Source organism: Sporosarcina sp. P37 (assembly GCF_002109365.1).
GTDB lineage: Bacteria > Bacillota > Bacilli > Bacillales_A > Planococcaceae > Sporosarcina.
This window is the reverse complement of record NZ_CP015349.1, coordinates 2875220-2901511: the sequence shown is the minus strand read 5'-3', so window position 1 is coordinate 2901511 and position 26292 is coordinate 2875220. Positions and strand designations below refer to the sequence as shown.

Genomic DNA, 26292 nt, shown 5'->3' with positions numbered 1-26292 from the left:
ATCCCCCCTATTCAAAATCCTTTAAGGTGTGCAGCAATTCTTTGAACCGGTCAGGGTCATATGCAGGTATCATTTCTGACAGCTGCTCTACGATTTCCAGACGGCTTTCATGCTTTTCAAACAGTTTGAGTTTTTTCTCATAATCTTCAAGCATGGCTTCGGTTCTTTTTACATTGTCATACACTGCCTGTCTCGATACGCTGTATTGTTCCGCAATTTCACCGAGAGAAAGATCATCCAAATAATATAATTGCATATATAAACGTTGTTTGTCTGTTAATAATGATTGATAAAAATCAAAGAGGAAGTTCACTCTTGTCGTTTTTTCAAGCATGATCACGACCTCCTTCAGTCACCACTTTATAGTAGCCCGGACACTGTTTGCTGTCAAGTATTTTTACTTGTCTTCTTCAGCATCTTCTTCATTTCCTTCTTTATCCAGATCACTGTCTTCCATTTCCAGACCATCTGCAAACAATCCGTAGACGTATTTTTCCGGATCAAACGGCTGTAAATCATCGATGCCTTCTCCAAGACCGACGAATTTCACCGGAATGTTGAGCTTGTTGCGGATTGCCAGCACAATACCGCCCTTTGCTGTACCGTCGAGTTTCGTCAGGACAATTCCCGTAACATTCGTCGCTTCGTTGAATGTCTGGGCTTGAATTAACGCATTCTGACCGGTAGTCGCATCAAGCGCAAGCAATACTTCATGCGGCGCGCCTTCAATTTCACGGCCGATGATACGGTGAACTTTTTCCAGTTCATTCATCAGGTTCACTTTGTTTTGAAGGCGTCCTGCCGTGTCACAGATTAGAACATCAATATTACGTTTCTTCGCCGCTTTCACCGCGTCAAAGATGACCGCAGCCGGATCTGAACCTTCTGCCTGCCGGATGACTTCTGCGCCTGTTCGCTCTCCCCAGACAACGAGCTGGTCAATCGCGCCTGCCCGGAACGTATCGCCTGCTGCCAGCATGACGGTTTTGCCTTCTTTTTGCAGACGGGCCGCCATCTTACCGATCGTCGTTGTTTTGCCGACACCATTTACTCCGACCATCAGAATAACGTTCAGACGGCCCTCTTCAATAGTCAGCTTATTGGACATTTCTTCACCTGAGTTATAAATCTCCACGAGTTTTTCAGAAATCAATGACTGCATTCCTGCAGTATCTTTAATGTTTTTGCGTTTGACTTCATCTTTCAACAGATCGATCAATTCCATAACGGTTTCAAACCCTACATCCGCCTGAAGCAATACTTCTTCCAGTTCTTCAAAAAACTCTTCATCCACTACACGGAATTTCGATACGAGGTCATTTACTTTTGACGTAAATGAATCCCGCGTCTTGGTCAGACCGTCTTTGAATTTTTCTGTTACCGCTTCATTTGTACCTGAAATTTTATCTTTTATTTTCTTAAAAAAAGACATTCAGTTCACTCCTTAGCTATTGATTTCTTCTGCCACTTCAGACAGTTTGACAGAAAGCATTTTTGAAACGCCCGATTCCTGCATTGTAATGCCGTACAGTACATCCGCGCCTTCCATCGTACCTTTCCGGTGAGTGATCACAATGAATTGCGTCTGCTCTGAAACTTTCTTCAAATAATTACTATAACGCACTACGTTCGCTTCATCCAGTGCCGCTTCCACTTCGTCAAGTATACAGAACGGCACCGGACGGACTTCCAGAATCGAAAACAGCAAGGAAATCACAGTCAGCGCACGTTCCCCGCCTGACAGCAGACGTAAATTCTGCAGTTTCTTCCCCGGAGGACGCGCCACAATATCAATTCCTGTCGTCAGCAAATTGGCTGGATCTGTTAAGAGTAAGTCGGCTTCTCCGCCGCCAAACATTTCTTTGAACACCCGGCGGAAATGACTGCGAATCGCTTCAAATGTCATCTCGAAGCGGCTCTTCATTTCCTGGTCCATCTCCTCCATCGCTTCCTGCAGCGTGTTTTTTGCTTCCAGCAGATCATTGCGCTGCGACTGCAAAAACTGGTGGCGGCCGGAAACCTCTTCAAATTCCTGGATGGCATTTGGATTGACCGGACCGATCGCCGCAAGCCGCTGCTTACATTCATCCACAGTTTTCCGAAGCTGCGGAATATCCGGTGTATCCGACTGCAGTTCATTTGGACGCAGACCGTACTCTTCATCCAGACGTTCTATGACAGTTTCATACTGTGTTTCGAGCCTGGACAATTGAACTTTCACTGTATTCAATCGCTCAGCCACCGTACCTGCCTGCTGTCTGAGCTGTTTCATTTGCTGTTCGTGTGATTGGACCCGCTGCACTTGCCCGGACCGTTTCGTTCGTTCTGCCTCAATTTGTTGCTGGATTTGCTGCTTTGCTTCGTTTGCCTCTTGACTGTGCTTCTCAATTTCTTCAGGGGACAGCTCGTTGCCGATGACAAACTCCCGGACATACTGATGCTCCTCCTGCAGTCGGCTGATTGTCTGATGCAGTTCCGCCAATTGGTCTTTTGTTTCCAAAATGCTGTTTTCACGGTACGCGTTCTGCTCTTTCAGTACAGCACTTTTCTGTTGCAGATCATGCAGTTTTTGCTGCAGTGACTGTTGCTCTTCGCGGCCATTTTCAACTAAACGTTCCAGGCTTTCAAGCTTTTCCATGATCTCTTGAAGTTCGCTTTTTAAAGCTATGTGATGCGTTTGTAAGCCCTCTTTTTTCCTGATAAGCTCTTTTTCTGCAGATGCCGTATCAGTTCGCCCAATTTCAATTGTTGAAATCTCCATTTTCACAGAACGCAGTTCCATTTCGGTTTCCTGTAAAGAAGTATGAATAGCAGACTTTTTCTGCAGAACCTCTTCTGTCCGGGTCCTCAGCTGATCGCGCAAATGTAAACTGACTCCCACCTGGTTGCGTGTTTCCGCTATTTGCGCCGTGGCCTGCTGAATGGATTCATCCATTTGCTGCAGCTGAGCGGTAAGTGTCTCTACTTCCGCTTTCCGCGAAAATAAAGTGGATTGCCCTTTTGCACCTCCGCCGGTCAGTGATCCGCCCGCATTGATGATATCACCATCGAGTGTGACGATGCGGTAGCGGTGGCTTATTGCTTTTGCCAAACCGGAAGCTGTCTGCAAATCACTCGCCACTATGGTCTGGCCTAATAAATTTTTGGCGACAGATTCATAGGCAGGAGAAGTTTGAATCAGTTCAAACGCTGTACCGATAAATCCCGGCTGCCCACTAAGCAGCTGACGGCTGTTCATCGGCAGCTCCCGCGGCTTTAAAATATCCAGCGGAAGAAACGTTGCGCGTCCGAAGTTTTTAGACTTCAGATAACCGATCGCCTGCCTCGCGTCACGTTCAGTTGTCGTGATGATATGTTGCATCGCGCCGCCAAGGGCTGTTTCGATTGCTTTCGTATAGGAAGGTTCTGTAGTAATCAGTTCTACTACCGCCCCTTCAATACCTTGTATACGCTGTTGCTTCTTTGCGTGCAGCACTTCTTTCACACCCGAATAAAATCCGGAGAAATCTTTCTCTAAACTTTCCAGAGCACGGAGTCTCCCCTGCATTTCAGACTGTCTGCGCAGTGCTTTCTGCAGAAATTGCTGCTGTGTAGACAGACGCTGTTCTTCTTCAGTTAATTGTTGCTGGCATGCTTTCGCAGATTTCTCCAGCTCGTCAAGCTGTTTCTGAATGACGGTCTTTTGCGCCATTTTCTCCTGCTGCTCTTTCGTCAATTGCTGCTGCCTTTCAGAAAGAAGAGCAGTCTGCACAGTAATCTTTTCAGTGGATGACTTTTCACCTTGCAGACGCTCTACCACATGCCTGATTTCACTGCGCACAGTCGCTTCTTCATTGAGCCGTTCAATATAGTCTGATTTTAGCCGTTCAATTTGCTGTTCTGTTTCTTTCAATGAACTGCTCAGCATAGATGTGACTTGTTTACTCTCTTTCACAACGGCTTCCAATTCCTGCTGAGCTGCTGTCTGTTTGGCCTGCATCGCAAGGAGTTTATCTTTCGCTGCTTGTTCAGCTTGTTCAGCGGCTTGCAGTTCTTGTGTGATCCGTTCTACCTGCTGCTTCGTATTGCGGCTTTTTTCAAGGGACAGCAGTCTTCTGCCTTCCCATTTTTCCGCATCTGATGTTTTATTGACTAGCTGGCTTTGCAGTTCATCCAGCGCAGCTTCGATTTGTCCAAGCAGCTGTTTATCCTGTTCTAGTTCCTGTTCACGCTGCTGAAGTACTGCAGATGATTGCCGCTGCTCTGCTTCATCAGCCTCTACAGCTGCTGTTTTTTCAGAAATCTGCTTCTGCAGTGTGCCCGCGTCATGATGCAATAACCGCACATCCGCCTCTCGGAGTTCAGACTGCAGATGTGCAGCTTGACGGGCCAGTCCCGCTTCCTTTTCAAGCGGAGCTAGCCGGTCGTCAATTTCTTTCAATATATCTTGCACACGATCTAAATTATCAGTAGTCTCGAACAGTTTATGCTCCGCCTGCAGTTTATGGGTTTTATATTTTAACACGCCCGCCGCTTCGTCAAAAACGTTTCTGCGCTCCTCCGCACGGCTGTTTAATATCTCATCAACCCGTCCCTGTGAAATAATTGAGAAAGCCTCTTTGCCCAGCCCTGAATCCATAAATAGCGCAGTGATATCTTTTAGCCGGCACGTTTGGCCATTCAGCAGATAGGCGCTGTCTCCGGACCGGAAAACTCTTCTGCTGACACTGATCTCTGTGTAATCCAGCGGAAACAGATTATCCGTATTGTCCAGAATGAGTGTGACTTCTGCAAAGTTAATCGCTTTACGGGAATCACTGCCGGCAAAAATAACATCTTCCATTTTACTGCCGCGAAGTGATTTTGCCGACTGTTCGCCGAGCACCCAGCGGATCGCATCAATAACATTACTTTTTCCGCTGCCGTTCGGTCCGACGATGGCTGTAACACCAGGTACAAAATCAATATGGATTTTCTCCGCAAAAGACTTAAAGCCTGCAATTTCCAGCCTCTTTAAAAACACGATTAGTTCTCCCCTTCGTCTGTTTGCGTCTGTAACTGTTCAATCGCACGACGGGCAGCTTCCTGTTCTGCTTCTTTTTTAGATTTGCCAATCCCTCTCCCCAGCTGCTGATCATTGAGGTTCACTACGGTAACAAACTTTTTCGCATGTGCAGGACCTTTCTCCTCAATTACTTCATATTGAAGAGGTCCGTTATTTTTTTGCTGCACCAATTCTTGCAGGCGACTTTTATAATCTGTCACATGCGAAAAAGCTCCGATACTAATTTTCGGAAAAACGATTTGTTTCAGGAACTCTTCTACGACTTCCATGCCCTGATCCAGGTAGAGCGCACCGATATATGCTTCAAATACATCCGCGAGCAGTGCAGGACGCATTCTGCCGCCTGTCAGCTCTTCTCCCTTGCCAAGCAAAATATAGTCACCAAAATGAAGTTCATTTGAGAACGTGACAAGTGACGGCTCACAAACAATCGCAGCACGGAGCTTCGTCAGCTCCCCTTCGCTTTTTGCAGGTTCTGTACGGAATAAAAACTTAGATACTCCCAGTTCGAGTACAGCATCCCCAAGGAATTCTAAGCGCTCATTATCGGAAAACTTCTTACGCCGGTGTTCATTGACATAGGAGGAATGAATAAATGCATTGTATAATAAATTCTCGTCTTGAAATTTAATACCCATTTCCTGCTGGAGCTTGTTAAATTTCTCCCGCACAGCTGCGGCAACGTAGGATAGGATGATGTCTCTTTTACAGTTCTCTTATTTTTCATAAACTACTCTGCCTCTCATCTATAAAAGTTATGTCTGTACTGTAAAGCGAAAAGAGACGCTTTCTCCTTTTCAGATGAAAGGAAGAAAGAGTCTCACCGTAAAGGTCATTCGCCTACTTTTTCTGTGATGTACGTTACTGCATCTCCGACAGTTGCAATCTTTTCTGCATCGTCATCAGAGATTTCTGTTTCAAACTCATCTTCAAATTCCATAACAAGTTCTACTACATCTAATGAATCAGCTCCCAGATCCTCACGGAAAGAAGCTTCAGGTTTTACTTCGCTTTCATCGACGCCCAGACGGTCGACAACTACTTTTGTTACACGCTCAAGTACTGTTGACAACATAGTCACCTCCTCTCAAAGCCAGTAACGGCCCATGGACTTCTATTGAATTATAGGGGTTAGTGCACCGGTAAGCGCAACCATAAGTAGCGCATTCGCAGAAGTAGTTCGTTTACATCACCATTCCGCCGTCAACATTGATTGTCTGACCGGTAATATATTTTGCTTCATCTGACAGCAGAAAAGCCACAGTGCCCGCTACGTCGTCTGCACTGCCAAGCTTGCCCAAAGGTATCGTCGACAGCAATTGTTCTTTCATATCGTCGCCGAGCTCATCAGTCATATCAGTTGTAATGAAACCCGGTGCTACCGCATTAACTAAAATATTACGCGCAGCCAATTCTTTTGCGGTTGTTTTTGTCAAGCCGATGACGCCTGCTTTCGCCGCCACATAGTTCGCTTGCCCGGGATTTCCCACCACTCCGACAACGATGCTAAATTGACGATTTTCCCTGCACGCTGACGCATCATTTGACGCGTAACAGCCTTCGTGCATAAGAAAACCCCTTCAGATTTATCGACAATACGTCATCCCACTCGTCTTCTTTCATGCGCATCAATAAATTATCACGCGTGATGCCTGCATTATTGATAAGAAAATCGATGGTGCCGAATTGTTTAACCGTTTCGTCCATCATGGCTTTTACTTGATCGGCATCCGAAACGTTTGCCTGAAAGACGAGCGCTTCACCGCCTGCAGAACGGATCTCTTCCGCTACTTCTTCCGCCTTTTCTTTACTGCCGCTGTAATTGACGACTACCTTTGCACCTTCTGACGCCAAACGCAATGCTACAGTTCGTCCAATCCCTCTGGAAGCTCCTGTAACGACTGCTGTCTTTCCATCAAATCTTCCCATCATGACCATCCTTTCGCTTCTTCAAGAAACTTCTCGAGCGTTTCTTCATCGTAAACCGGATACACTGTTGCAGTGCGGTCGATTTTACGGATTAGTCCGCTCAGCACTTTGCCCGGTCCGCACTCTACAAAACGGGTAACTCCGAGTTCAAGCAACTTTTCAACAGATTCTTCCCAGCGAACTGGTGAGTAAAGCTGTTCAACTAAAAGCTTCTTTATTTCTTCTTGTTTTGTCACTTCGTCCGCCGTGACATTCGCGATGACGGGAATTTCCGCATCCTTCATAGTAATATCTTCCAGAGTTTTCTGCAGCTCTTCTGCTGCCGGCTGCATCAGAACTGAGTGGAACGGCCCGCTGACATTCAGCGGCAATGCGCGTTTCGCACCTGCCTCTTTTAGCGATGTGCACGCTTTATCAACACCTGCTTTAGCGCCCGAGATCACAATCTGACCGGGACAGTTCAAGTTAGCTGCCTGTACCGGATGGCCTGATTCTGTAATATTCTGTGTGATAGATTCCAGGACGTCCCTGTCTATTCCCAAAATTGCAGCCATAGCACCCTGGCCTGCCGGAACCGCTTCGTTCATATAAAGACCTCTTTTATGAACTGCCACGACCGCATCTTCAAATGAAAGTACTTTCGATTCAACAAGCGCTGTATATTCACCAAGGCTGTGGCCCGCTGAGTAGTCAGGAACAATCCCCTCCTGCTCGAGACGCGCTGCGATCATTGCACCCGCCGTGAGTAATGCGGGCTGTGCATTGTATGTCAGGGTCAGCTCTTCCTGCGGACCTTCAAGCATCAGTTTGCTTAATTCAAAACCAAGCGCCTTATCGGCTTTCTGCATGAATTGTCTGCATGTTTCATTTTTCTCTGTAAATTCTTTACCCATCCCTACAACTTGTGAGCCTTGTCCCGGGAATACAAATGCCAGTTTACTCAAGTTTCTTCATCCTCTCCGACTGTTTCTTTAATAGTTTCACATACTTGATATTGTACCATGGTTCTCGCCTGGCGAACCGCATTGAATAGAGCATTGGCATTCGATGAACCGTGTGCTTTGATCACAGGCTGGTTCAAACCAAATAATCCTGCACCGCCGTATTCAGAGTAGTCCATCTTTTTCTTTAGGCCCTTTAAGTCCTCCTTCACCAACCCTGCTGCAAGCTTGGTTTTCAAAGAAGACATGAACACATCTTTAATCATAGAAAAGACATTCATCGCGGTGCCTTCAATTGTCTTCAGCACCATATTGCCCGTGAAACCATCCGTCACGACAACGTCAGCCACTCCGTTCAGCAGGTCACGTGATTCTACGTTTCCGATAAAGTTGACCGGAGCCTTCTGAAGTTCTTCATACGCTGCTTTTGTCAATTCATTTCCTTTTCCCGACTCCGTGCCGATGTTCAGCAGACCAACACGCGGTTTATCGATTCCACGCACTTTTTCCGCATACACACTGCCCATAATTGCAAACTGAGCCAATTGTGCAGGCTTACTGTCTGAATTCGCTCCGACATCAAGCAAAACAAAACCGCTGCCGTCAATCGTCGGTAACGTCGGCGCCAGTGCCGGCCTTTGAATACCATCCAAACGTCCCACAATAAAAAGACCAGCGGACATAAGGGCGCCGGTATTTCCTGCCGATACACATGCTTGCGCTTCTCCGTCTTTTACCGCTTGTGCCATACGAACCATGGATGCATCTTTTTTCTTTCGTATCGCACGAACAGGCTCGTCATCTGGCTCAATGACCTCCGAGCAGTGTACGACTTGCAGTCGCGGATGCGGCTCGAGAAACGGTGTCATTTTTTTCTCGTCACCGAATATATGTATCTTGATGTCTTCAAATGCATGCAAGCTCTGTAGTGCTCCCTTGACGATTTCTCCGGGAGCATGATCTCCACCCATTGCATCTACTGCAATAATCATATGTAGTTACCTGCCTTTTTTTGTCGTACGATACATCGAGAATTCTCCTGAAAACACAGGCTCGCCTTCGACAGTTGACAGGACATCGACGACCGTACTTTTATTTTTTAATGTTTCTTCGCGTACAGTGGCACGTGCTACGACGCGGTCACCCGCCCTCACTGGTTTCTGAAAATGCAGCGAGGAACGTACGGTCAATGCCAGATCATCGTCCAGCACAGCAACAGCCAGCGAATTTGCCTGAGCGAATAAGTGATGCCCTCTGGCAATACCGTTTCGTTTAAATACATGTGCTTCCGTCACATCAAAAATGGAAAGCGCTTTATTGTCTAATTCCACATCTATGATTTCACCAAAGATTTCTTCTGCCTGTATGGATTTCACGGTTTCCTGCATTTGCTGTGAAGCCACGGACTTCAGCCGTTCTCTCAATTCAGGGATTTGGCATTCCAGACGATCCAGCCGAACTGTTTGAATGCTTACGGAAAAATGCCGGGCAAGATCTTCATCCGTCAGAAAAGGATCCTCTTCAAGCAGCGTAACGAGTGCCCGCTGCCTCTCCTGCTTCGGAACTTTCAATTGCTCCACCCTTTCAGATTAGCACTTGGTATTAATACTAAGTATATAAAGAGCTAAAACAGATTGCAAGAGGTTATCGAATATACTCGTTACACAGCTTTCAGTCTATTCTCTTATCTGTCAGTGCACCTGACTGTTCGAGCTGCCTGCGCAATACTGCATAATCGTCATTTTGCCAAAATGCATCTGAGTTCAACAATCGCTCCGCATCTTCCCTTGCCGTAGAAAGTGCTTTAAAATCATGAACCAGATCGGCCATTTTAAATTCAGGCATACCGCTTTGCTTCTTACCGAAGATGTCGCCTGCTCCACGCAGTTCCAAGTCTTTTTCCGCCAAAATAAATCCGTCATTCGTCTCCGTCATCGATTGCATCCGCATTTTCCCTTCTTCGGATGAAGGGTTTGCAAGCAGGACGCAATAAGATTGATCGGAGCCCCGGCCAACACGTCCGCGCAGCTGATGCAGCTGGGCCAGCCCAAATCTTGTTGCATCATAGATCAGCATAAACGTCGCATTCGGAACATTGACGCCTACTTCCACGACCGTCGTAGAGACAAGAATGTTCAGCTGCCCTTCACTGAATTCCCGCATTACCTGATCTTTTTCTGTTGACGGCAGCCGGCCGTGCATCAGTCCGACTGTGTAGCGGCCTGCAAAATAGTTACTGAGCTCAGCATGCACTTCTACAGCGTTCTGCACATCAAGTTTATCGGACTCTTCAATCAAAGGACAGATGACGTAAGCCTGTCTTCCGGCGCGTAATTCTTTCTCCATTCTTTGCAGGACAGGCACCAGTGATTCTTCTTTTAGCCAATGTGTTTCTATTTCTTTTCGTCCTGCCGGCAATTCATCCAGCACAGACACATCCATTTCACCAAATACCGTAATCGCCAGCGTTCTTGGAATGGGAGTGGCGGTCATGAAAAGCACATCCGGATTCAGCCCTTTATCACGCAAGACACGGCGCTGCTCAACGCCGAACCTGTGCTGTTCGTCCGTCACTACAAAGCCCAGCTTACGGAATTGCACTTCGGGCTGGATAAGCGCATGTGTGCCGATCAGCAAATCGATGTCACCCGACTCCAGCCTTTCCAGTATTTCTCTTCTGGCTTTCGCTTTAGTGGAACCTGCCAAAAAAGCGACAGTTACACCAAACGGCTCAAACCAGTCAGCCAGCAACTCCGCATGCTGCTCCGCAAGAATTTCTGTCGGTGCCATCAGTGCACCTTGAAATCCGGCAGTAACCGCCGCGTAAAGCGCAATAGCCGCCACCGCGGTTTTTCCGGAGCCTACATCACCCTGCAGCAGCCGGTTCATGCGAAGAGGTGATTTTAATTCAGCGCATAATTCGTTCACCACCCGTTTTTGTGCATTTGTTAATTCAAACGGCAGGGAGCCGATGAATTTCTTCAGCAATTCCAGATCGTATTGTATGACTAGGCCTGGCTCCTGTTCCTTGCGCAGCTTTTTCATCCCTTGAATTTTCAGCTGAAACAGCAGGAGTTCTTCATAAACGAATCGTCTGCGCGCGTGCTTTACATCTTCCGGCTTCGTTGGAAAATGAATCATTTCCAGCGCCTGCGCAATCGACGGAAGCCGGTATTCACGAAGCATCTCCTGCGGCAGTGTCTCTTCTGCATCCTGTGCTGCAAGGTCAATTACTGTGCGCATATAGCGGCGGAAGGTTTTTTGGTGCATAACACCTTTTACGCTGTAAACCGGCTCGAAATCTGTTTGTGCTCCTGTATGTAAACGGCTGACCGTAATCACTTGGCGCCCTCTGTCCCACGTGCCGGTCACATTGACCTGCATGCCCGGCAGCAGACGGTCTTTCAAGTAATGCTGATTGAAAAACACCGCTTTCACTAAATGATGTCCGACCAGCAAACGCACTTGCATGCGTGAACGGTTCTTTCCCGAATAAAATACTGCAGGCTGTGATTCCACGCGCCCTTCTACAGTCACCCGCTCATTATGCGGCGTTTCAGTTAGGTCTCTCATTCTGAAATCTTCGTGCCGGTAAGGGAATGTATACAGCAAATCTTCAATCGTCAGAATCCCGAGTTTTGCAAACTGTTCAGCTGTTGCTTTGCCGATTCCTTTTACGGTTCCGATACTATTTTTTAAAATGGTTGCCACTGCGGATCCTCCTCTCTATGCAAGCTGAAAAACAGATGTTCTCTTTTTAGTTTACCATGAAAAGGCAGGAAAATAAAAACGTTGCCCCTGCTTACAGGACAACGTAATATTTTTATTCGACAGAAAGAATGTATGGATAAAGGGGTTGTTTCCCCGCGTACAATTCAATATCGACATGGTCGAATTGCTCTTCAATATACGCACTGATTTTTTCAGCCTCTTCTGCAGATACATCTTCACCATATATAATAGTGACGATTTCATCCTCTTCATCAATCATAGAAGAAACCAGGCGTTTCGTAACATCTTCAAGTGATGGAGCTGAACTGGTGATCTTGCCTTCTGCAATCCCCATAAAGTCATCTTTATGAATCGTCACTCCATCGATGGATGTATCACGTACCGCATACGTAACTTGCCCCGTCTTAATGGAAGCAGACGCCTGCTTCATTGACTGCGCATTCTTTTCCACCGTTGCTTCCGGATTGAATGCTAAGATTGCCGCAAGACCTTCCGGTACGGATTTAGTCGGCACGACAGCTGCCTCAATTTCCAATACCTCCGCCGCCTGTTCCGCCGCCATAATGATATTTTTATTATTTGGCAGAATTAATACTTTCTCTGCACCAATTTCCTGAATCGCTTTGACAATGTCTTCGGTGGAAGGATTCATCGTCTGACCGCCTTCAATAACCGCGGATGCACCGATACTTTTTAGGAGTTCAGCGATTCCTTCTCCCATCGAAACGGTTACAATTGCATATTTATGCTGAACTGGTTTCACTGCGGACGCTTCATCGCGATCCATGATGTCACTGTGCTGTTCACGCATATTCTCGATTTTCATCTTTGTTAATGAACCGTATTTCTGGCCATATGTCAGCGCATCTCCAGGCTCTTCTGTATGGATATGTACTTTCACCACTTCATCATCTGAGATAACGAGCAATGAATCGCCCAGTTCACTTAAATCCTGCCGGAAAATGGCTTCATCGAAAGGCTGATCAAGAAGTTTTTTGGAGTCTAATTTGACCATGAATTCCGTACAGTAGCCAAACACAATATCTTCGGAGTTCATAAAGCTCTGAACACTTCGATGGTGTTCTGTATTCACTAAGTCTTCCATCGACTGTACAGTTACTTTTTCTGGCAAGTCTTCGCCTTTCAGGCATGCCAAAAAGCCTTCATAGACATAAACCAGACCTTGTCCTCCGCTGTCTACTACTCCTACCTCTTTCAAGACCGGCAATAAATCAGGCGTGCGTTTTAAGGAAGTCTTTGCTTCTTCCACAATAATCTCCAGTAACCCTGCGAGATCTTGTGCATCTTCCATATGCTGTACAGCTGCATTTGCAGCATCTTTCGCCACAGTCAAAATGGTCCCTTCCACCGGTTTCATTACTGCTTTATACGCTGTATCCACGCCGTATTTAAGCGCTTCTGCAAATTGCCTGACGGATACTTCCGATTCTTTTTCAATCTGTTTACTGAATCCACGGAACAGCTGAGACAGAATGACGCCCGAATTTCCGCGCGCACCCATGAGCAATCCCTTTGAGAATGCCTGCGCTGTCAGCCCGATATGTTCCTGTGCGTGACGTTCTGTTTCCTTTGCCCCTGATGTCATGGATAAATTCATATTTGTTCCCGTATCACCATCCGGCACCGGAAAGACATTTAAAGAATCCACGTAATCCGCATTTTGATGAAGATGATGCGAACCCATTTCTACCATCTTCGCAAATTGCAATCCATTAATTGAAGTCATTGACTTGAAGTCCTCCTTTTACACGTTCGTTACCCGAACTCCCTGTACAAAAATATTTACCGAACTGACTGTCAGCCCGAGTGTCTTTCTCACTATATATTGCACTTTTGATTGTACTTGATAAGCCACTTCAGTAATTTTCGTGCCGTAACTTACGATGACGTATATATCGATATGGAATTCCTCGCCTTCGCTGCGCACAATAACACCGCGGGCGAAGTTTTCTTTGCGGAGAATTTCTGTAAGTCCGTCACGAATTTGATGCTGGGAAGCCATCCCCACTATTCCATAACATTCAATTGCAGCCTCTCCGACTACTTGCGCAATTACATCATTTGTAATATCGATCGTCCCGTGTTCATTTTTAAGTTCGATTGACATCCTCATCTTCTCCTCCCTATCTCCAGATACATCATACGTACATTATACGGCAAATCATCAAGAATGAAAGCATTGAAGACGGCAAAATATAGTGTAAAGGAAAAAACCTTGAAAGTATAAGAAAAAATTGTTGCATCGATTCTGTCCTTATGATAAAGTACTATGGTATGCGAATTGTAACGTGAATCGCTAAATAATTCACGAGGAGGAACTAAAATGGCTAAACAATGTGTTATCACTGGACGAAAAGCTCGTTCTGGAAACTCTCGTTCACACGCTCTGAATTCTAGCAAACGCACTTGGGGCGCAAACCTTCAAAAAGTTAGAATCTTAGTAGACGGCAAACCTAAACGCGTTTGGGTATCTGCAAGAGCTCTAAAATCAGGCAAAGTACAACGAGTATAATGTAAAGCTGAAAGCGCCCGGTAGCCTCGACAGTCGTTGGAGGATCTGCCATAAAGGCGCTTTTTGCCTTTCTGGCGGAGCCGAAACGATCCGAGAGGCTGGCGCTGGAAGCTGGATATAATGTTAAAGCTGAAAGCGCCCGGTAGCCTCGACAGTCGTTGGAGGATCTGCTGTATAGGCGCTTTTTGCTTCTTTACTTTACACAGAAAAAACACAAAGCACCTGCTTAGGCGCTTTGTGTTTTTTCTTTTTTGCGTTTTTTTGACTTGGCGGCTTTTGGATTGGCAGCAACCGTTGATTTTGTGCGGCTATCTTTCTGGAACGCCACTGCACACTTTCTCACGATGTTGCTGACAAACTTTGGCAGCGTGAATGTATATACTCGCAAATCCCCACTCCTTTCAGGAATCTGAACTCCTTACCATTAAGCATATGCCCTCACGGAAGGAGATAGTACAAACATCCGCCATTGTTTCATTACTTGTAAAACGAGTTACGCCAATTTCCAGCCGCTCATTTACTGTTTCGTATTTAAAGCCCGTCAGCGTCAGCCCCGTTACAGCAGGGCCGAACGAGAAAAAGGATGTATACGGATAACGGGAATCTTTCTTTACGCGTCTTACTCCGGGAAGCATGACACGGATATCATTTGTTGTATTATGAATCTTAAACTTTACTTTACGGTTCTCGGACTGAATCCGGTACAGCAAATGCAAAGCTGACTGCAAATGATCCAGACGCCCGCCTGTGACGCCTGTCAGCACGATGTAATCGGGCTCGTACGCAAGCGCGCGCTGTACTGCAAGTTCCGTATCAGTTTCGTCCTTCTCTTCGTTCGCACGATGAATCATTTCAGCACCTGATTCGATTTGTTTAAATTGCTCTTCCGTCACCGAATCAAAATCGCCAACCGCTTCATTCGGCACTATGCCTTTTTCGAGTAAATACAATGCGCCCCGGTCCACCCCGATATACACCGTATCCTCCTGATCATACTCTGTCAGATCCACTACTTCCTCAATGGGGCCAGCCGCACACACGATGGCATATTTCATTTCGCCATCACGCTTTCACCGGCTGACTTGATGGCCTGCAGCGCTTCTGCGCGATTCTTTTTATTATAGATGGCAGAACCAGCCACAAAAATAGTCGCACCTGCCTCCACACAAGGCTTGATCGTTTCTTCATTAATACCGCCGTCAATTTCGATTTCAATGGAGAGATTGCGTTCTTTGATGATATCGGACAGCTGCTTCACTTTCGGAATGACGGATTCAATGAATGACTGGCCGCCGAAGCCGGGATTGACTGTCATGAACAATACCAAATCCACATCTTCAAGAACATGCATAATCTGTTCAACAGGCGTATGCGGATTCAGGACGACACCCGGCTTTGCACCGGTTGATTTAATTAACTGCAGTGTTCTGTGCAAATGACGGCATGCTTCCACATGGACCGTAATATAATCTGCTCCTGCTTTCGCGAAGTCTCCGATATACGCATCCGGATTTTCAATCATTAAATGCACATCCAATGGCAGTTCTGTCAACGGACGCAACGCTTCCACCACAATCGGCCCCATCGTAATATTCGGCACGAAATGACCGTCCATTACATCGATGTGAATAAGCTCGGCTCCTGCCTGCTCTACCTCTTTCACTTCTTCTCCTAATTTGGCAAAGTTTGCCGCTAAAATAGATGGCGCAATTTTTATCATAGTTAATACCTCGGCTTTCGATCCATTATTTCTTGCATGAATAACAAGTAATTTTTATAACGGCTTTCTGAAATGAGTCCTTCTTCGACTTGCGCTTTAACTGCGCAGCCCGGCTCCTTCAAATGAAGACAGCCTCTAAATTTACATCCTTCACTTGCTTCAGCCATCTCTACAAAATAATCCCGCAGTTCTTCTTTTTCGATATGATCAAAATCCAGCGAACTAAACCCGGGTGTATCAGCCACCAGACCGCCCGCCACTTCGAGCAGCTCCACGTGCCGCGTCGTATGTTTTCCGCGGCCCAGCGCGTCTGAAATGACTCCGGTTTTCAACTGCAGCTCAGGCAAAATCGTATTCAGCAATGTGGATTTGCCTACACCTGACTGTCCTGCCAGCACGGTAGTTTTACCGCTGATATACGGACGCAGCACTTCCAGCAGCGGTTCTTCATTATCCACATTCCGCAAAACTGTATAACCGATCCGCTGGTAATATGCAAGATTCTCTTCATTATCCTCTACGGTTTGCTGATTGGCTATATCCTCTTTTGAAATATACAAAATCGGCTCTAATTGGTGTGATTCAATGACCGCCAGGAAACGGTCCAATAAACGGAGACTCATATCTGGTTCGACGACTGAAAAGACCAGCAGCACTTGATCCACATTTGCAATCGGCGGTCTGACCAACTCACTCTTACGCGGCTCGACCCCAGTAATAGTCGCATCATTTTCTCCGTCAGGCACATACGTCACAAAATCACCTACAAGCGGATTGATCTTTTTTAACCGGAATACTCCCCGGCTTTTACATTGAATCAATTCACCATTATGTTCCACATAATAAAAGCCGCTGATTGCTTTTCGAATTTGGCCTTCCGCCATCGAACTCCTCCTCTACTCTAACTCTTTATAGTCAAACTTATTTTGTTCAATCACTGTTTGATCGCGCATGATTTTATATCCTCCACGCGCTCCTTCTTCAATTTCAATAGTGATTTTACGGGTCGTATCTTCCGTAATTTCAAATTCCTCCACTGGATCGTTCATGGTATGTGTCCGGTCTTGGATAAAAATTTGGATTTTCTGAGGTGTTGGTTCCGTCTCTGGGTCAGAATCCGAATCAGGATTCCCTTCATCCTCTCGGTCAAATTCATCTTCTGGCTGGTTTTCGGGATATTTGTAAGGTATATGAATGGTTTTAACCAGCAGTTTGACCGGTTTTGATGCAGGTCCCTTGGATACTACTACATCCACCCGCTCACCTTTTTCCAATTTCTCACCTTTAGCCGGTTTTTGTGAAACGACATGCCCCTTTGTGACTGTGTCTGAGTATTCCTCGCTGACAATATGAATTTTCAGTCCTGATCTTTTCGCGTAATCCTCCAGCTGTTTAGCAGACATCCCTGACAGGTCATTAAGAGAGTGAAGTTCTTTGCCTTTACTCACAGTAAAAATCAATTTCGTATCTTCAGGAATGACAGGCTGATCAGCTTCAGGCTGCTGGCTGATGATTGTGCCTTTAGGTTCTTCAGAGTAGACTTCCACTGACTCAATCAGCTTAAAACCATAACCTTCAAGGAAACGTTTCGTTGCTTCAAAATTTCGCCCGGTATAGTCGCTGAGCTTCATCGTATCTTTGCCCGTACTGATGAAGAGTTTGACACCGTCGCCTTCTTTGCGTTTCTTGCCCGCTTCTGGGACCGTCTTGGTAACTTTTCCGGCATCGAACTCATCGGATGTCTCTTCAAATCGCTCATCAATGACAAAGCCTTCCTTTTCCAGTATCTCCGTTGCTGCGAGCTCTTCCTCCCCTACCACTTTAGGCACGATAATCTCTTTCGGCTTCATCATCATGAACAGCAGAAATGCCAGCAGCGCCGCCAATAATATACCGCCTGCCGCCACATAAGGCCATTTCCTCTTTTTCTTTTTCACGGGAGATACAGGGTCCTCTTTCACCGGCGGAATTTTCATGGTGTCTTCCGCATCTTCAAACTTCGGCACATCACGAATCACCGGGATCGCCATTGTCTTATCATCATCAAAAGGTAAAGTAAATTTACTTTCATTTGCCCGTTCAGGTGATAATACGGTCAATAAATCATCGTACATTTCATCCGCTGTTTCATAGCGGCACATTGAATCTTTTGCAGTTGCTTTCAGGATGATATTTTCAACGCTCTGCGGAATTTCAGGAAACTGGTCGCGGACAGACGGCGTTTCTTCCTGAAGGTGCTTTAGTGCAATGGCAACAGCTGTTTCCGCTGAAAACGGCAATTCACCCGTCAGTAATTCATAAAAGACAATGCCGAGTGAATAAATATCCGAACGCTTTGTCGCCATGCCCCCTCTTGCCTGTTCAGGTGACAGGTAATGAACCGTGCCGATCACAGAATTTGTTTTGGTGTGAACCGTGGAATTCAGCGCCATCGCTATTCCAAAGTCCGTGATTTTCACATCATCTTCACTATTCATGAGAACATTTTGCGGTTTGATATCGCGGTGCACAATACCGTTATGATGCGCATGCGAGATAGCTGACACCAGCTGCTGCATAATGGATACAGCGTGTTCTGCCGACAATGCGCCATGGGTGTGGATATAGTCTTTCAACGTTCTGCCGGGTATGTATTCCATCACCAGGTAATGGAGTTCATCTTCTTGGCCGACATCAAAAATATTTACAATATGAGGATGTGTCAGACTGGTCGCGGAAAGTGCCTCCCGCTGAAATCGCTTCTTTAACTCCTCTTCATTGGCAAAATCATAATGCAGTACTTTAATGGCTACGTCGCGGTCGAGAATGATATCATGCGCCAAATAGACTCTGGACATGCCCCCGTCTCCGATGACCCGAATAATTTCATATCGTTTACCGATTCGTTTACCAATCATGCCGGCGTCACCCCGTTTCCGGGAATTTCCAGCAGAATCACTGTAATATTATCTTCGCCGCCGCGTTCATTCGCCATTTCGATAAATTCATCTGCTCTGACTGCCAGCGGGCTGTCTTGAAGGATGATATCCAGCATGGTTTCTTTATCGATTTTATTGCTCAGGCCGTCTGTGCAAAGCAGCACATAAGAGTGTTCAGTCAAAGGGAATATATAGCGGTCAGGAACGATCGACTTTTCAGAGCCGACTGCTTTCATAATCCAATTACGCTGCGGATGCACTTCCGCTTCTTGTTCTGTAATTTCTCCGCTGTCAATCAATACATTGACGAAAGAATGATCTTTTGTGATCTGGCGGATGGCTTTGCCTGTAACATGATAAATCCTGCTGTCGCCGACATGGAAGACAAGACATTGTTCATCCAGAATCAGCGCAATGTCAAGCGTAGTTCCCATCCCTTTAAAGTTTTCATCTTCCTGAGAAGTTGTATAAAGAAACAGATTAATATCGACAACTGCATCATATAGAAGATCGCACCAATCCTGTTCAGTCTCCACTTCCTCGTCCGCTGCCATAAATCGCTCGCCAATCATGCGAACGGCTGTGGCACTGGCAAAATCACCGCCTTTGTGACCACCCATTCCATCCGCAATGATTGCGAGAACCGTCTGTTTTTTGGAGTGAACAAATACAGCTGCTTCATCTTCATTTACAGTTCGCTTTTTCCCTGTATCTGAGCGGATCTCATACTCCATAGGCTACCCTCCGTTCCAATCTGTCACATCAGCTGATTCTTTGCATGGCTGCAATAAAGAATCCGTCACTTTGATGGTCATGCGGTAAAATCTGCAAATATCCCTGCTCATTCTCTTCTTCCAAAATATGAAGAGGCACCAGCTTAAAGTCCGGCTGCTCCCGCAAGAACCAATCGACAATCTCTTCATTTTCTGATTTGTCGATGGTACACGTACTATAGACGAGCAGGCCGTCTATCTTCACCAGCCGGCTGGCAACTTGCAGCAGCTCTTTTTGAATGACTGAAAGATTTTGGATATCCTGCAGCGTCTTTTTATATTTAATTTCAGGCTTTCTGCGAATAACACCCAATCCGCTGCACGGCGCATCCACCAGCACACGGTCAAATGACCGGGCTTCATAAGTGTCTAATAACGCTCTGCTGTCACCGCTGTTTGTATGAATTGAATTCAAACCGAGACGCTGTGCATTTTGTTCAATCAGACGCAGTTTGTGCGGGTGCAAGTCATGCGCCTGTATTTCCCCTTCATCATTCATGCGTTCTGCAATATGTGTCGTTTTGCCGCCAGGTGCTGCACACATATCCAGTACGCGCATCCCAGGCTCCACTTGCAGTGCAATTGCGGGCAGCATCGAACTTTCATCCTGAATTGTCAGCAGTCCTTGCTTGAATACTTCCGTAGATGCGATATTACCTGACTCCACCTGGATACTGCTGTCTGACAGCGTGCCAGGCGTCGCAATAATACCTTCTTTCTTAAGTAACCCAATGACTTCCCCTTTATTCGTCTTCGTTTTATTGATCCGTGCTGTCGTAATAGGCGGCTGGTTATTGACAACTGCCGCAGCAGTCGCTTCTTCCATGCCGTACTGCTCAATCCATCTTCGAATCAGCCATTCCGGGTGGCTCGTTTCGATTGACAAACGGGTAACAGGGTCTTCTATTTCATCAAGGGAAGGTACGCCTTCACGGAGTATGGAGCGTAAAATTCCGTTGACCATAGATGACACCCCTTTATGCCCGCGTTTATTGGCAATCTTTACTGCTTCATTGACAACAGCATGTTCAGGTATCTTGGACAGATAAATGATTTGATACACTGACAGCCGCAGTAATTGCCGTACCCACGGCTGCAGTTTTCCGCGCACGAACGGCGCCAGATAATAATCGAGTGTCATTTGCTGCTGTAAGGTGCCGTATGTTAATTCTGTCAATAACGCACGGTCTTTTGGCGGCAGATCATATAACTCAATAGTTTTATGCAGTAATAAATTACTGAATGCCTGCTCGTTTTCAATTTCCATTAAAATTGATAATGCGGCATCCCGGACATTGCCGCGCCAAATCTTCTTTTTATAATTTGTCATTCAAATTGATCTCCCACTTGCCATTTCGATCCGATTCCATTTAAGAATACGTCGGCAGTCATTCGTTTTTTTCCTGCTGGCTGTAAATCAGTGATCGCCAGTGCGCCTTCACCTGTCTGCACGATAATCCGGTCTTTCTCAAGGCCGATAATTTCTCCCGGCACTGCGTCAGCATGCTTTTCTTCCATTTGCGCCCACCAGACTTTCACTTGATCGCCTGCAAACTTCGTGTAGGCGACAGGCCATGGATGCAGCCCTCTGATTTGGTTATAGATGGAACGTGCGGATGTTGTCCAGTCAATCCGTTCCTGTTCTCTTGAAATATTGCGTGCAAACGTTACTTGTGTCTCATCTTGTTTTGTGCGTTCGTTCGTACCGCTGATAATGGAAGGCAATGTCTCCTTCAATAATGAAGTGCCTGCCGCAGACAGCTTTGTGAACATAGTTCCAGTATCGTCGGTCTCTTCAATTGGCGTGACGACTTGTGAAATAATATCGCCCGCATCCAATTTTTCCGCCATATACATGATCGTGACACCCGTTTCGGTTTCACCGTCCATCACTGCCTGGTGAATCGGTGCACCGCCGCGATATTTTGGTAATAGTGAAGCATGCACATTAATGCAGCCAAGCGCAGGTGCTTCAAGCAATTCATTTGGCAGCAATTGCCCGAATGCGGCTGTCACGATCAGGTCGGGCTGCAATGCCAGAATTTCCTGCAATTCGGAAGATCCTTTCAGCTTTTCAGGCTGAATAACCGGCAGTCCCAGGCGCACCGCTTCTTCTTTTACAGGAGGAGGCGTCAGTATGCGCTTGCGGCCTACCGGACGATCAGGCTGCGTAACGACAGCAGCGATGTCATATCCTTCCCCGTGAAGCATCGAAAGGACACCGACAGAAAATTCAGGCGTACCCATGAAAATAATTTTAGTCATTCGTCGTCCTCCTCCTCTTCAAATTCAGACGGGTCCACTACCCGCTGGATTTTCTTATCAAATAAAACACCATTTAAATGGTCAATTTCATGCAGAATGGCACGAGCTTCATATCCCTCTGCTTCTAACTCATACAGACTGCCGTCGCGTTCCTGAGCTTCTATTTTCACGTAAAAAGGGCGCTCTACTTCGCCGAATAATCCCGGGAAACTGAGGCATCCTTCGACCTCAACTTCTGACCCTCCTGTTGCGGTAACTACCGGGTTGATCATTTCAATGATGTCCTGTTCTTCATCGAAGTCAACAATGGCGGCGCGGATCGTGCGGCCGACTTGCGGCGCAGCAATGCCGACACCGTCATTTTCGACCATCGTCTCATACATATCGTCAAGCAAAACCCCTAGCTTCTCGTCAAATACGGTAACTTCCTCGCAGGGAGTAGTCAAAATAGGGGACGGATGTTTTACAATTTCTAATATAGTCAAAATTACTTCCTCATTTCTGCGTTGTAAAAGTTAAAAAATTGCTGTCGGCTCACGGTTTATAGACATAATTAACCCGTCTTTTGCCCAGCTCGTTTTATAATGTTTCAACAGTTGCTGCAGTGTTGGAATCAGTGCAGGTTCCTGTTTGTATTTTATCAAACTTTGGTAGCGATATCTATTGTTGAGGCGGCTGATGGCAGCAGCCGTCGGTCCAATGATCACAGTGCCTGGCGACAGGTGCTCAGACAGAAACGCGGTTCCTTTATGTGCGTAGTCCGCCGCTTTCAATACATCTTCATGACTGAACTGTACAACCGTTACGTAATAATAAGGCGGATAGCCGAGCTGCCGTCTTCGTTCCATTTCCAGTTCATAAAATGGTACGTAATTCTGTGTTTTAGACAGCTCTATCGCATAATGTTCAGGGTCATATGTCTGAATGACCACTTCTCCAGGCAGCTGATCACGTCCGGCCCGGCCGCTCACCTGCGTCAGCAGCTGAAATGTTTTTTCTGCTGCCCGGAAATCTGCGAGGTGAAGAGATGTATCAGCCGCTAAAACGCCGACGAGTGTAATGCGCGGAAAATCCAGTCCTTTTGCAATCATCTGTGTTCCGAGGAGAATATCTGCTTTGCCTTCACCAAAATCATAAAGCAGACGTTCATGTGCGCCTTTTGTATTTGTCGTATCGACATCCATGCGAATGACGCGTGCTTCTGGCACCAATTTATACAGTTCTTCCTGCGCTTTTTGTGTACCGGTTCCGAAAAAACGAATGTGCTCACTCGTACATTCAGGGCATTCAAGCGGCACCGGTTCTTCATGACCGCAATAATGGCATTTCAAACTTTCACTCGCGCGGTGGTAGGTCAATGAAATATCACAATTCGGACATTCCACTACAGTCCCGCAATCACGGCAAAGCACAAAACTGGAGAAGCCGCGTTTATTGAGCAAAAGCACAATTTGTTCCTTGCGTGCCAGCCGTTCGCGAATGCCTTCCGCCAATGCAGTTGAAAACATCGAACGGTTCCCCGTCTTCAGCTCTTCCCGCATATCCACGACTTCAACGCTTGGCAGTGCCTGATTTTTCGCCCGCTTTGACAGCGTCAATAACGTATAAACACCTTTCACAGCACGTGCATAAGACTCCAATGAAGGCGTCGCACTGCCTAAAATGACCGGGCAGTTATAGTGCTGAGCACGCCAAATAGCTACATCCCGCGCATGATATCTGGGTGATTCTTCTTGTTTATAAGTAGATTCATGTTCTTCATCTAAAATCAGCAATCCTAAATTCGTAAAGGGCGCAAATACGGCAGAACGTGCACCGATTGCCACTTTCACTTCGCCCCGGTGGATCCGGCGCCATTCATCATATTTCTCGCCGGACGACAATCCGCTGTGCAAAACCGCCACCAGCTCGCCGAACCGTCCTTTAAAACGGGCTGTCATCTGCGGAGTCAATGAAATTTCCGGAACAAGCACAATTGCTTCTTTTCCTTGTGTCAGCACATGGTCAATTGCCTGTAAATAGACCTCTGTCTTGCCGCTTCCAGTAATGCCGTGCAGCAGAAAAGTTTCCTGAATCTGTCGGTCGCTCGCTTCGCTGATTGCTGACAGGGCAGTCCGCTGCTCGTCCGTCAGCTGTTCCGGTTGTCCGCTGTCCTGCATTTTCGGTGTATCCAATTCACGATACACTTCCATATAGGACTGTTCGACAACCTGTTTATCCACCAGTGATTTCAAAACAGCGGCCGTCACGCCGGATTCATTGACAATTTCACTTGCTTCGATCGATTCTGCCGGATGAAGCAATAGCCAGCGCAGTAATTCCTGCTGTTTTTTTGCATTCGGATGGGCCTCTTCCAGTGCGCCCTGCAACTGCTCCGCATCGGGTATATGAATCATCCGCACTTTTTTCATTTTCGTTTTCTGCTGAATCGCTGTGTCGATATCGACGATTCCCAGCTCACTGTATTTCTTTGCTTCATTTAATAAATTCGCATCTTGCAGTGCTTTCAGAGTCACTTGCTGACGATTTCCTAAAAATGCACGGAACGAATCATCCAGCAATTCCGGTTTGACTGCCCTCAAAACCTTTTCATACTTTGCCCGCATCGCTGCGGGCAGCATTACTTGCAACGCATCAATCTCATAAGCAATGGTGTCTGTAGCCATCCATTTGGATAAAGCCAATAGTTCTGCTGATAAAACCGGCTCCAAATCTATAATTTCTGCGATTGGTTTAATTTTATTGTGATCCAGTTCACTTTCCTCTTTGACCGCAGTAACGTAGCCAAGAACTTTTCTCGGACCGAACGGCACTTTGACCCGCAGACCAGGCTCCATCACATGTTCCCAATCCGCAGGCACGGCGTAATCAAACGGTCGGTCGATCGGATAAGCCGCTACATCGACAATGACTTCAGCGAACATGCAGTTTACTGCTTTCTTGCTGAATAATCGTTTCAAATAAACGCACAGCCAGCTGACCTTTCGGCATAGAGGAGAAAGGAGTCACATCTCCTTCTCTAGAAAGGAGTGTTACAACATTTGTATCACTTCCGAACCCGCCACCCGGATCGGTCACATCGTTTACGATAATATAGTCAAGGTTTTTAGATTCTAATTTCTTTTGTCCATAGGCAATCACGTCTGTCGTTTCAGCCGCAAAGCCAACGAGTAACTGTTGCTCTTTACGCTCACCGAGTGTTTTCAATATATCCGTTGTCCGCTCAAGTTCAAGCACATCATCGCCGGCTTTTTTCTTCATTTTCTGGCCATGTATATTTTTAGGCCGGTAATCTGCAACTGCCGCCGATTTCACCACTATAGATGCATCGTCATACTGGCCAAGTACGGCATCCAACATTTCTGCTGCACTTTCGACATAAATCACGTGAACGCCAGCAGGCACCGCCAATTCTACAGGCCCTGAAATCAGTACCGTTTCGGCCCCAAGTTTTTGTGCCGCAGCCGCCATCGCGTAGCCCATCTTCCCGCTGGAAAAATTAGACACATAACGCACAGGGTCAATTCGTTCACGGGTAGGCCCTGCTGTAATAACCACTTTCTTGCCTTTCAGCGGCTGATTGGAAGCATCCGTAAAATAGCTGCCGATCAGCTCAGTGATTCGTTCCGGCTCTTCCAGGCGCCCTTTGCCTACGTAACCGCACGCAAGAAACCCTTCTGACGGTTCGATAAACTGATAGCCGTCTTTATGCAGCTGTCCGATATTACGGACGACAGCCGGATGGTCATACATATGCACATTCATAGCCGGCGCTATCCATACATCTGCTTCCGTTGCGAGTAAAATAGTCGTTACCATATCGTCAGCAATTCCATTAGCAAGTTTGCCGATGACATTGGCAGTGGCAGGTGCCACCACAACCAGATCTGCCCAGTCCGCCAGATCGATATGCGCAATGACACGGGAATCTTTTTCATCAAACGTATCGAAATATACGTCGTTGCGGGACATCACTTGAAAAGATAAAGGCTGTACAAATTCTTTTGCTGAGTCTGTCATCACCACTTTTACATTAGCGCCTGCCTGGGATAATTTGCTGACAAGTGCAACTGCTTTGTATACCGCAATACCGCCTGTGACGCACAGTAAAATGTTTTTATTGTCAATCTTCATGGAAACTCTCTTCCTTTCCGAAAATAATAAACTCCCTGAGAACGGTTGGATTCTTAGGGAGTTGTTTTTTATTTCAAATCATACTTCATCTTCATAAACAATGGATTCGTCTGCTTTTTCATTGATCAGAATCCCTGCCGCTACTTCTTCGAGGGATCTGCCGACACTTTTTACCGAACGGTACGTGCCAAGTAATTCGTTTTTCTTTTCCTGCATTTCACGTGCGCGTTTTGCTGCCAGTGTAACGAGTGTATATTTAGAATCAACTTTTCCTTTTAGTGAATCAACTGATGGATATAACAT

The 26292-nt window shown here is 46.4% G+C and carries 24 protein-coding genes and 1 pseudogene; 1 reads left to right on the top strand and 24 read right to left on the bottom strand.

Annotated features, from left to right (window positions below; all coding sequences use genetic code 11):
• Positions 1-7: 7 nt before the first annotated feature.
• The 12 genes and pseudogenes from SporoP37_RS14445 to SporoP37_RS14390 form a co-directional block, all read right to left on the bottom strand.
• Entirely contained in the window at positions 8-334 is a 327-nt protein-coding gene (locus SporoP37_RS14445) for a putative DNA-binding protein (protein WP_196796808.1), read from the bottom strand.
• A 63-nt stretch (positions 335-397) separates the two neighbouring features.
• Positions 398-1432, bottom strand: a complete 1035-nt coding sequence (gene ftsY, locus SporoP37_RS14440; RefSeq protein WP_085431318.1) for a signal recognition particle-docking protein FtsY — start codon at positions 1430-1432, stop codon at positions 398-400.
• A gap of 12 nt (positions 1433-1444) precedes the next feature.
• A complete protein-coding gene (gene smc, locus SporoP37_RS14435; protein WP_158233582.1) occupies positions 1445-5002 on the bottom strand; it encodes a chromosome segregation protein SMC in 3558 nt (1185 codons plus the stop codon).
• Positions 5003-5004: 2 nt separating this feature from the next.
• Positions 5005-5742: a ribonuclease III gene (gene rnc / locus SporoP37_RS14430; RefSeq protein WP_232329851.1), complete on the bottom strand. Its 738-nt coding sequence runs from the start codon at positions 5740-5742 to the stop codon at positions 5005-5007.
• Between the two features lie 134 nt (positions 5743-5876).
• Positions 5877-6116, bottom strand: coding sequence for an acyl carrier protein (locus tag SporoP37_RS14425; protein ID WP_029052326.1), 240 nt, complete (start codon positions 6114-6116; stop codon positions 5877-5879).
• A gap of 112 nt (positions 6117-6228) precedes the next feature.
• Positions 6229-6973 (bottom strand): annotated as a pseudogene (gene fabG, locus SporoP37_RS14420) (3-oxoacyl-[acyl-carrier-protein] reductase).
• Entirely contained in the window at positions 6973-7917 is a 945-nt protein-coding gene (gene fabD, locus SporoP37_RS14415; RefSeq protein WP_085431316.1) for an ACP S-malonyltransferase, read from the bottom strand. The pseudogene fabG and the gene fabD overlap by 1 nt, the downstream one beginning before the upstream one ends.
• On the bottom strand, positions 7914-8906 hold the full coding sequence (gene plsX, locus SporoP37_RS14410; RefSeq protein WP_085431315.1) for a phosphate acyltransferase PlsX: 993 nt from the start codon (positions 8904-8906) through the stop codon (positions 7914-7916). The genes fabD and plsX overlap by 4 nt, the downstream gene beginning before the upstream one ends.
• Positions 8907-8912: 6 nt before the next feature.
• The gene (gene fapR / locus SporoP37_RS14405) at positions 8913-9485 is read right to left on the bottom strand and encodes a transcription factor FapR (RefSeq protein WP_081244328.1); all 573 of its coding nucleotides are present in this window, start codon (positions 9483-9485) and stop codon (positions 8913-8915) included.
• 100 nt (positions 9486-9585) lie between these two features.
• Positions 9586-11625, bottom strand: a complete 2040-nt coding sequence (recG, locus tag SporoP37_RS14400; RefSeq protein ID WP_099662714.1) for an ATP-dependent DNA helicase RecG — start codon at positions 11623-11625, stop codon at positions 9586-9588.
• Positions 11626-11737: 112 nt separating this feature from the next.
• Positions 11738-13393: a DAK2 domain-containing protein gene (locus tag SporoP37_RS14395; RefSeq protein ID WP_085431314.1), complete on the bottom strand. Its 1656-nt coding sequence runs from the start codon at positions 13391-13393 to the stop codon at positions 11738-11740.
• 18 nt (positions 13394-13411) lie between these two features.
• On the bottom strand, positions 13412-13774 hold the full coding sequence (locus tag SporoP37_RS14390; protein WP_081244326.1) for an Asp23/Gls24 family envelope stress response protein: 363 nt from the start codon (positions 13772-13774) through the stop codon (positions 13412-13414).
• Positions 13775-13990: 216 nt separating this feature from the next.
• Between SporoP37_RS14390 and rpmB the strand changes: the two genes are divergently transcribed.
• The gene (gene rpmB / locus SporoP37_RS14385; RefSeq protein ID WP_078817777.1) at positions 13991-14179 is read left to right on the top strand and encodes a 50S ribosomal protein L28; all 189 of its coding nucleotides are present in this window, start codon (positions 13991-13993) and stop codon (positions 14177-14179) included.
• Between the two features lie 226 nt (positions 14180-14405).
• Here the strand turns inward: rpmB and spoVM are convergent, their stop codons facing one another.
• The 12 genes from spoVM to rpoZ form a co-directional block, all read right to left on the bottom strand.
• Complete coding sequence (gene spoVM / locus SporoP37_RS17120; RefSeq protein ID WP_099662715.1) at positions 14406-14567, bottom strand: stage V sporulation protein SpoVM; 162 nt, start codon at positions 14565-14567, stop codon at positions 14406-14408.
• Between the two features lie 13 nt (positions 14568-14580).
• Positions 14581-15234, bottom strand: coding sequence for a thiamine diphosphokinase (locus SporoP37_RS14380; RefSeq protein ID WP_085431313.1), 654 nt, complete (start codon positions 15232-15234; stop codon positions 14581-14583).
• On the bottom strand, positions 15231-15899 hold the full coding sequence (rpe, locus tag SporoP37_RS14375; RefSeq protein WP_081244324.1) for a ribulose-phosphate 3-epimerase: 669 nt from the start codon (positions 15897-15899) through the stop codon (positions 15231-15233). The genes SporoP37_RS14380 and rpe overlap by 4 nt, the downstream gene beginning before the upstream one ends.
• Positions 15900-15901: 2 nt before the next feature.
• Positions 15902-16783, bottom strand: coding sequence for a ribosome small subunit-dependent GTPase A (gene rsgA / locus SporoP37_RS14370; RefSeq protein ID WP_081244323.1), 882 nt, complete (start codon positions 16781-16783; stop codon positions 15902-15904).
• Positions 16784-16795: 12 nt separating this feature from the next.
• Positions 16796-18796 (bottom strand): Stk1 family PASTA domain-containing Ser/Thr kinase, encoded by a 2001-nt coding sequence (pknB, locus tag SporoP37_RS14365; RefSeq protein WP_085431312.1) that lies wholly within the window; start codon positions 18794-18796, stop codon positions 16796-16798.
• Positions 18793-19551, bottom strand: coding sequence for a Stp1/IreP family PP2C-type Ser/Thr phosphatase (locus SporoP37_RS14360; protein WP_081244321.1), 759 nt, complete (start codon positions 19549-19551; stop codon positions 18793-18795). The genes pknB and SporoP37_RS14360 overlap by 4 nt, the downstream gene beginning before the upstream one ends.
• 28 nt (positions 19552-19579) lie before the next feature.
• Positions 19580-20920: a 16S rRNA (cytosine(967)-C(5))-methyltransferase RsmB gene (gene rsmB / locus SporoP37_RS14355; protein ID WP_085431311.1), complete on the bottom strand. Its 1341-nt coding sequence runs from the start codon at positions 20918-20920 to the stop codon at positions 19580-19582.
• Positions 20917-21855, bottom strand: coding sequence for a methionyl-tRNA formyltransferase (gene fmt / locus SporoP37_RS14350; protein WP_085431310.1), 939 nt, complete (start codon positions 21853-21855; stop codon positions 20917-20919). Before fmt ends, rsmB begins: the two co-directional genes overlap by 4 nt.
• On the bottom strand, positions 21852-22340 hold the full coding sequence (def, locus tag SporoP37_RS14345) for a peptide deformylase (protein ID WP_081244318.1): 489 nt from the start codon (positions 22338-22340) through the stop codon (positions 21852-21854). The genes fmt and def overlap by 4 nt, the downstream gene beginning before the upstream one ends.
• 30 nt (positions 22341-22370) lie before the next feature.
• Entirely contained in the window at positions 22371-24779 is a 2409-nt protein-coding gene (gene priA / locus SporoP37_RS14340; RefSeq protein ID WP_085431309.1) for a primosomal protein N', read from the bottom strand.
• Positions 24769-25989, bottom strand: coding sequence for a bifunctional phosphopantothenoylcysteine decarboxylase/phosphopantothenate--cysteine ligase CoaBC (coaBC, locus tag SporoP37_RS14335; protein ID WP_085431308.1), 1221 nt, complete (start codon positions 25987-25989; stop codon positions 24769-24771). The genes priA and coaBC overlap by 11 nt, the downstream gene beginning before the upstream one ends.
• 78 nt (positions 25990-26067) lie before the next feature.
• Positions 26068-26292, bottom strand: coding sequence for a DNA-directed RNA polymerase subunit omega (gene rpoZ / locus SporoP37_RS14330; protein WP_081244315.1), 225 nt, complete (start codon positions 26290-26292; stop codon positions 26068-26070).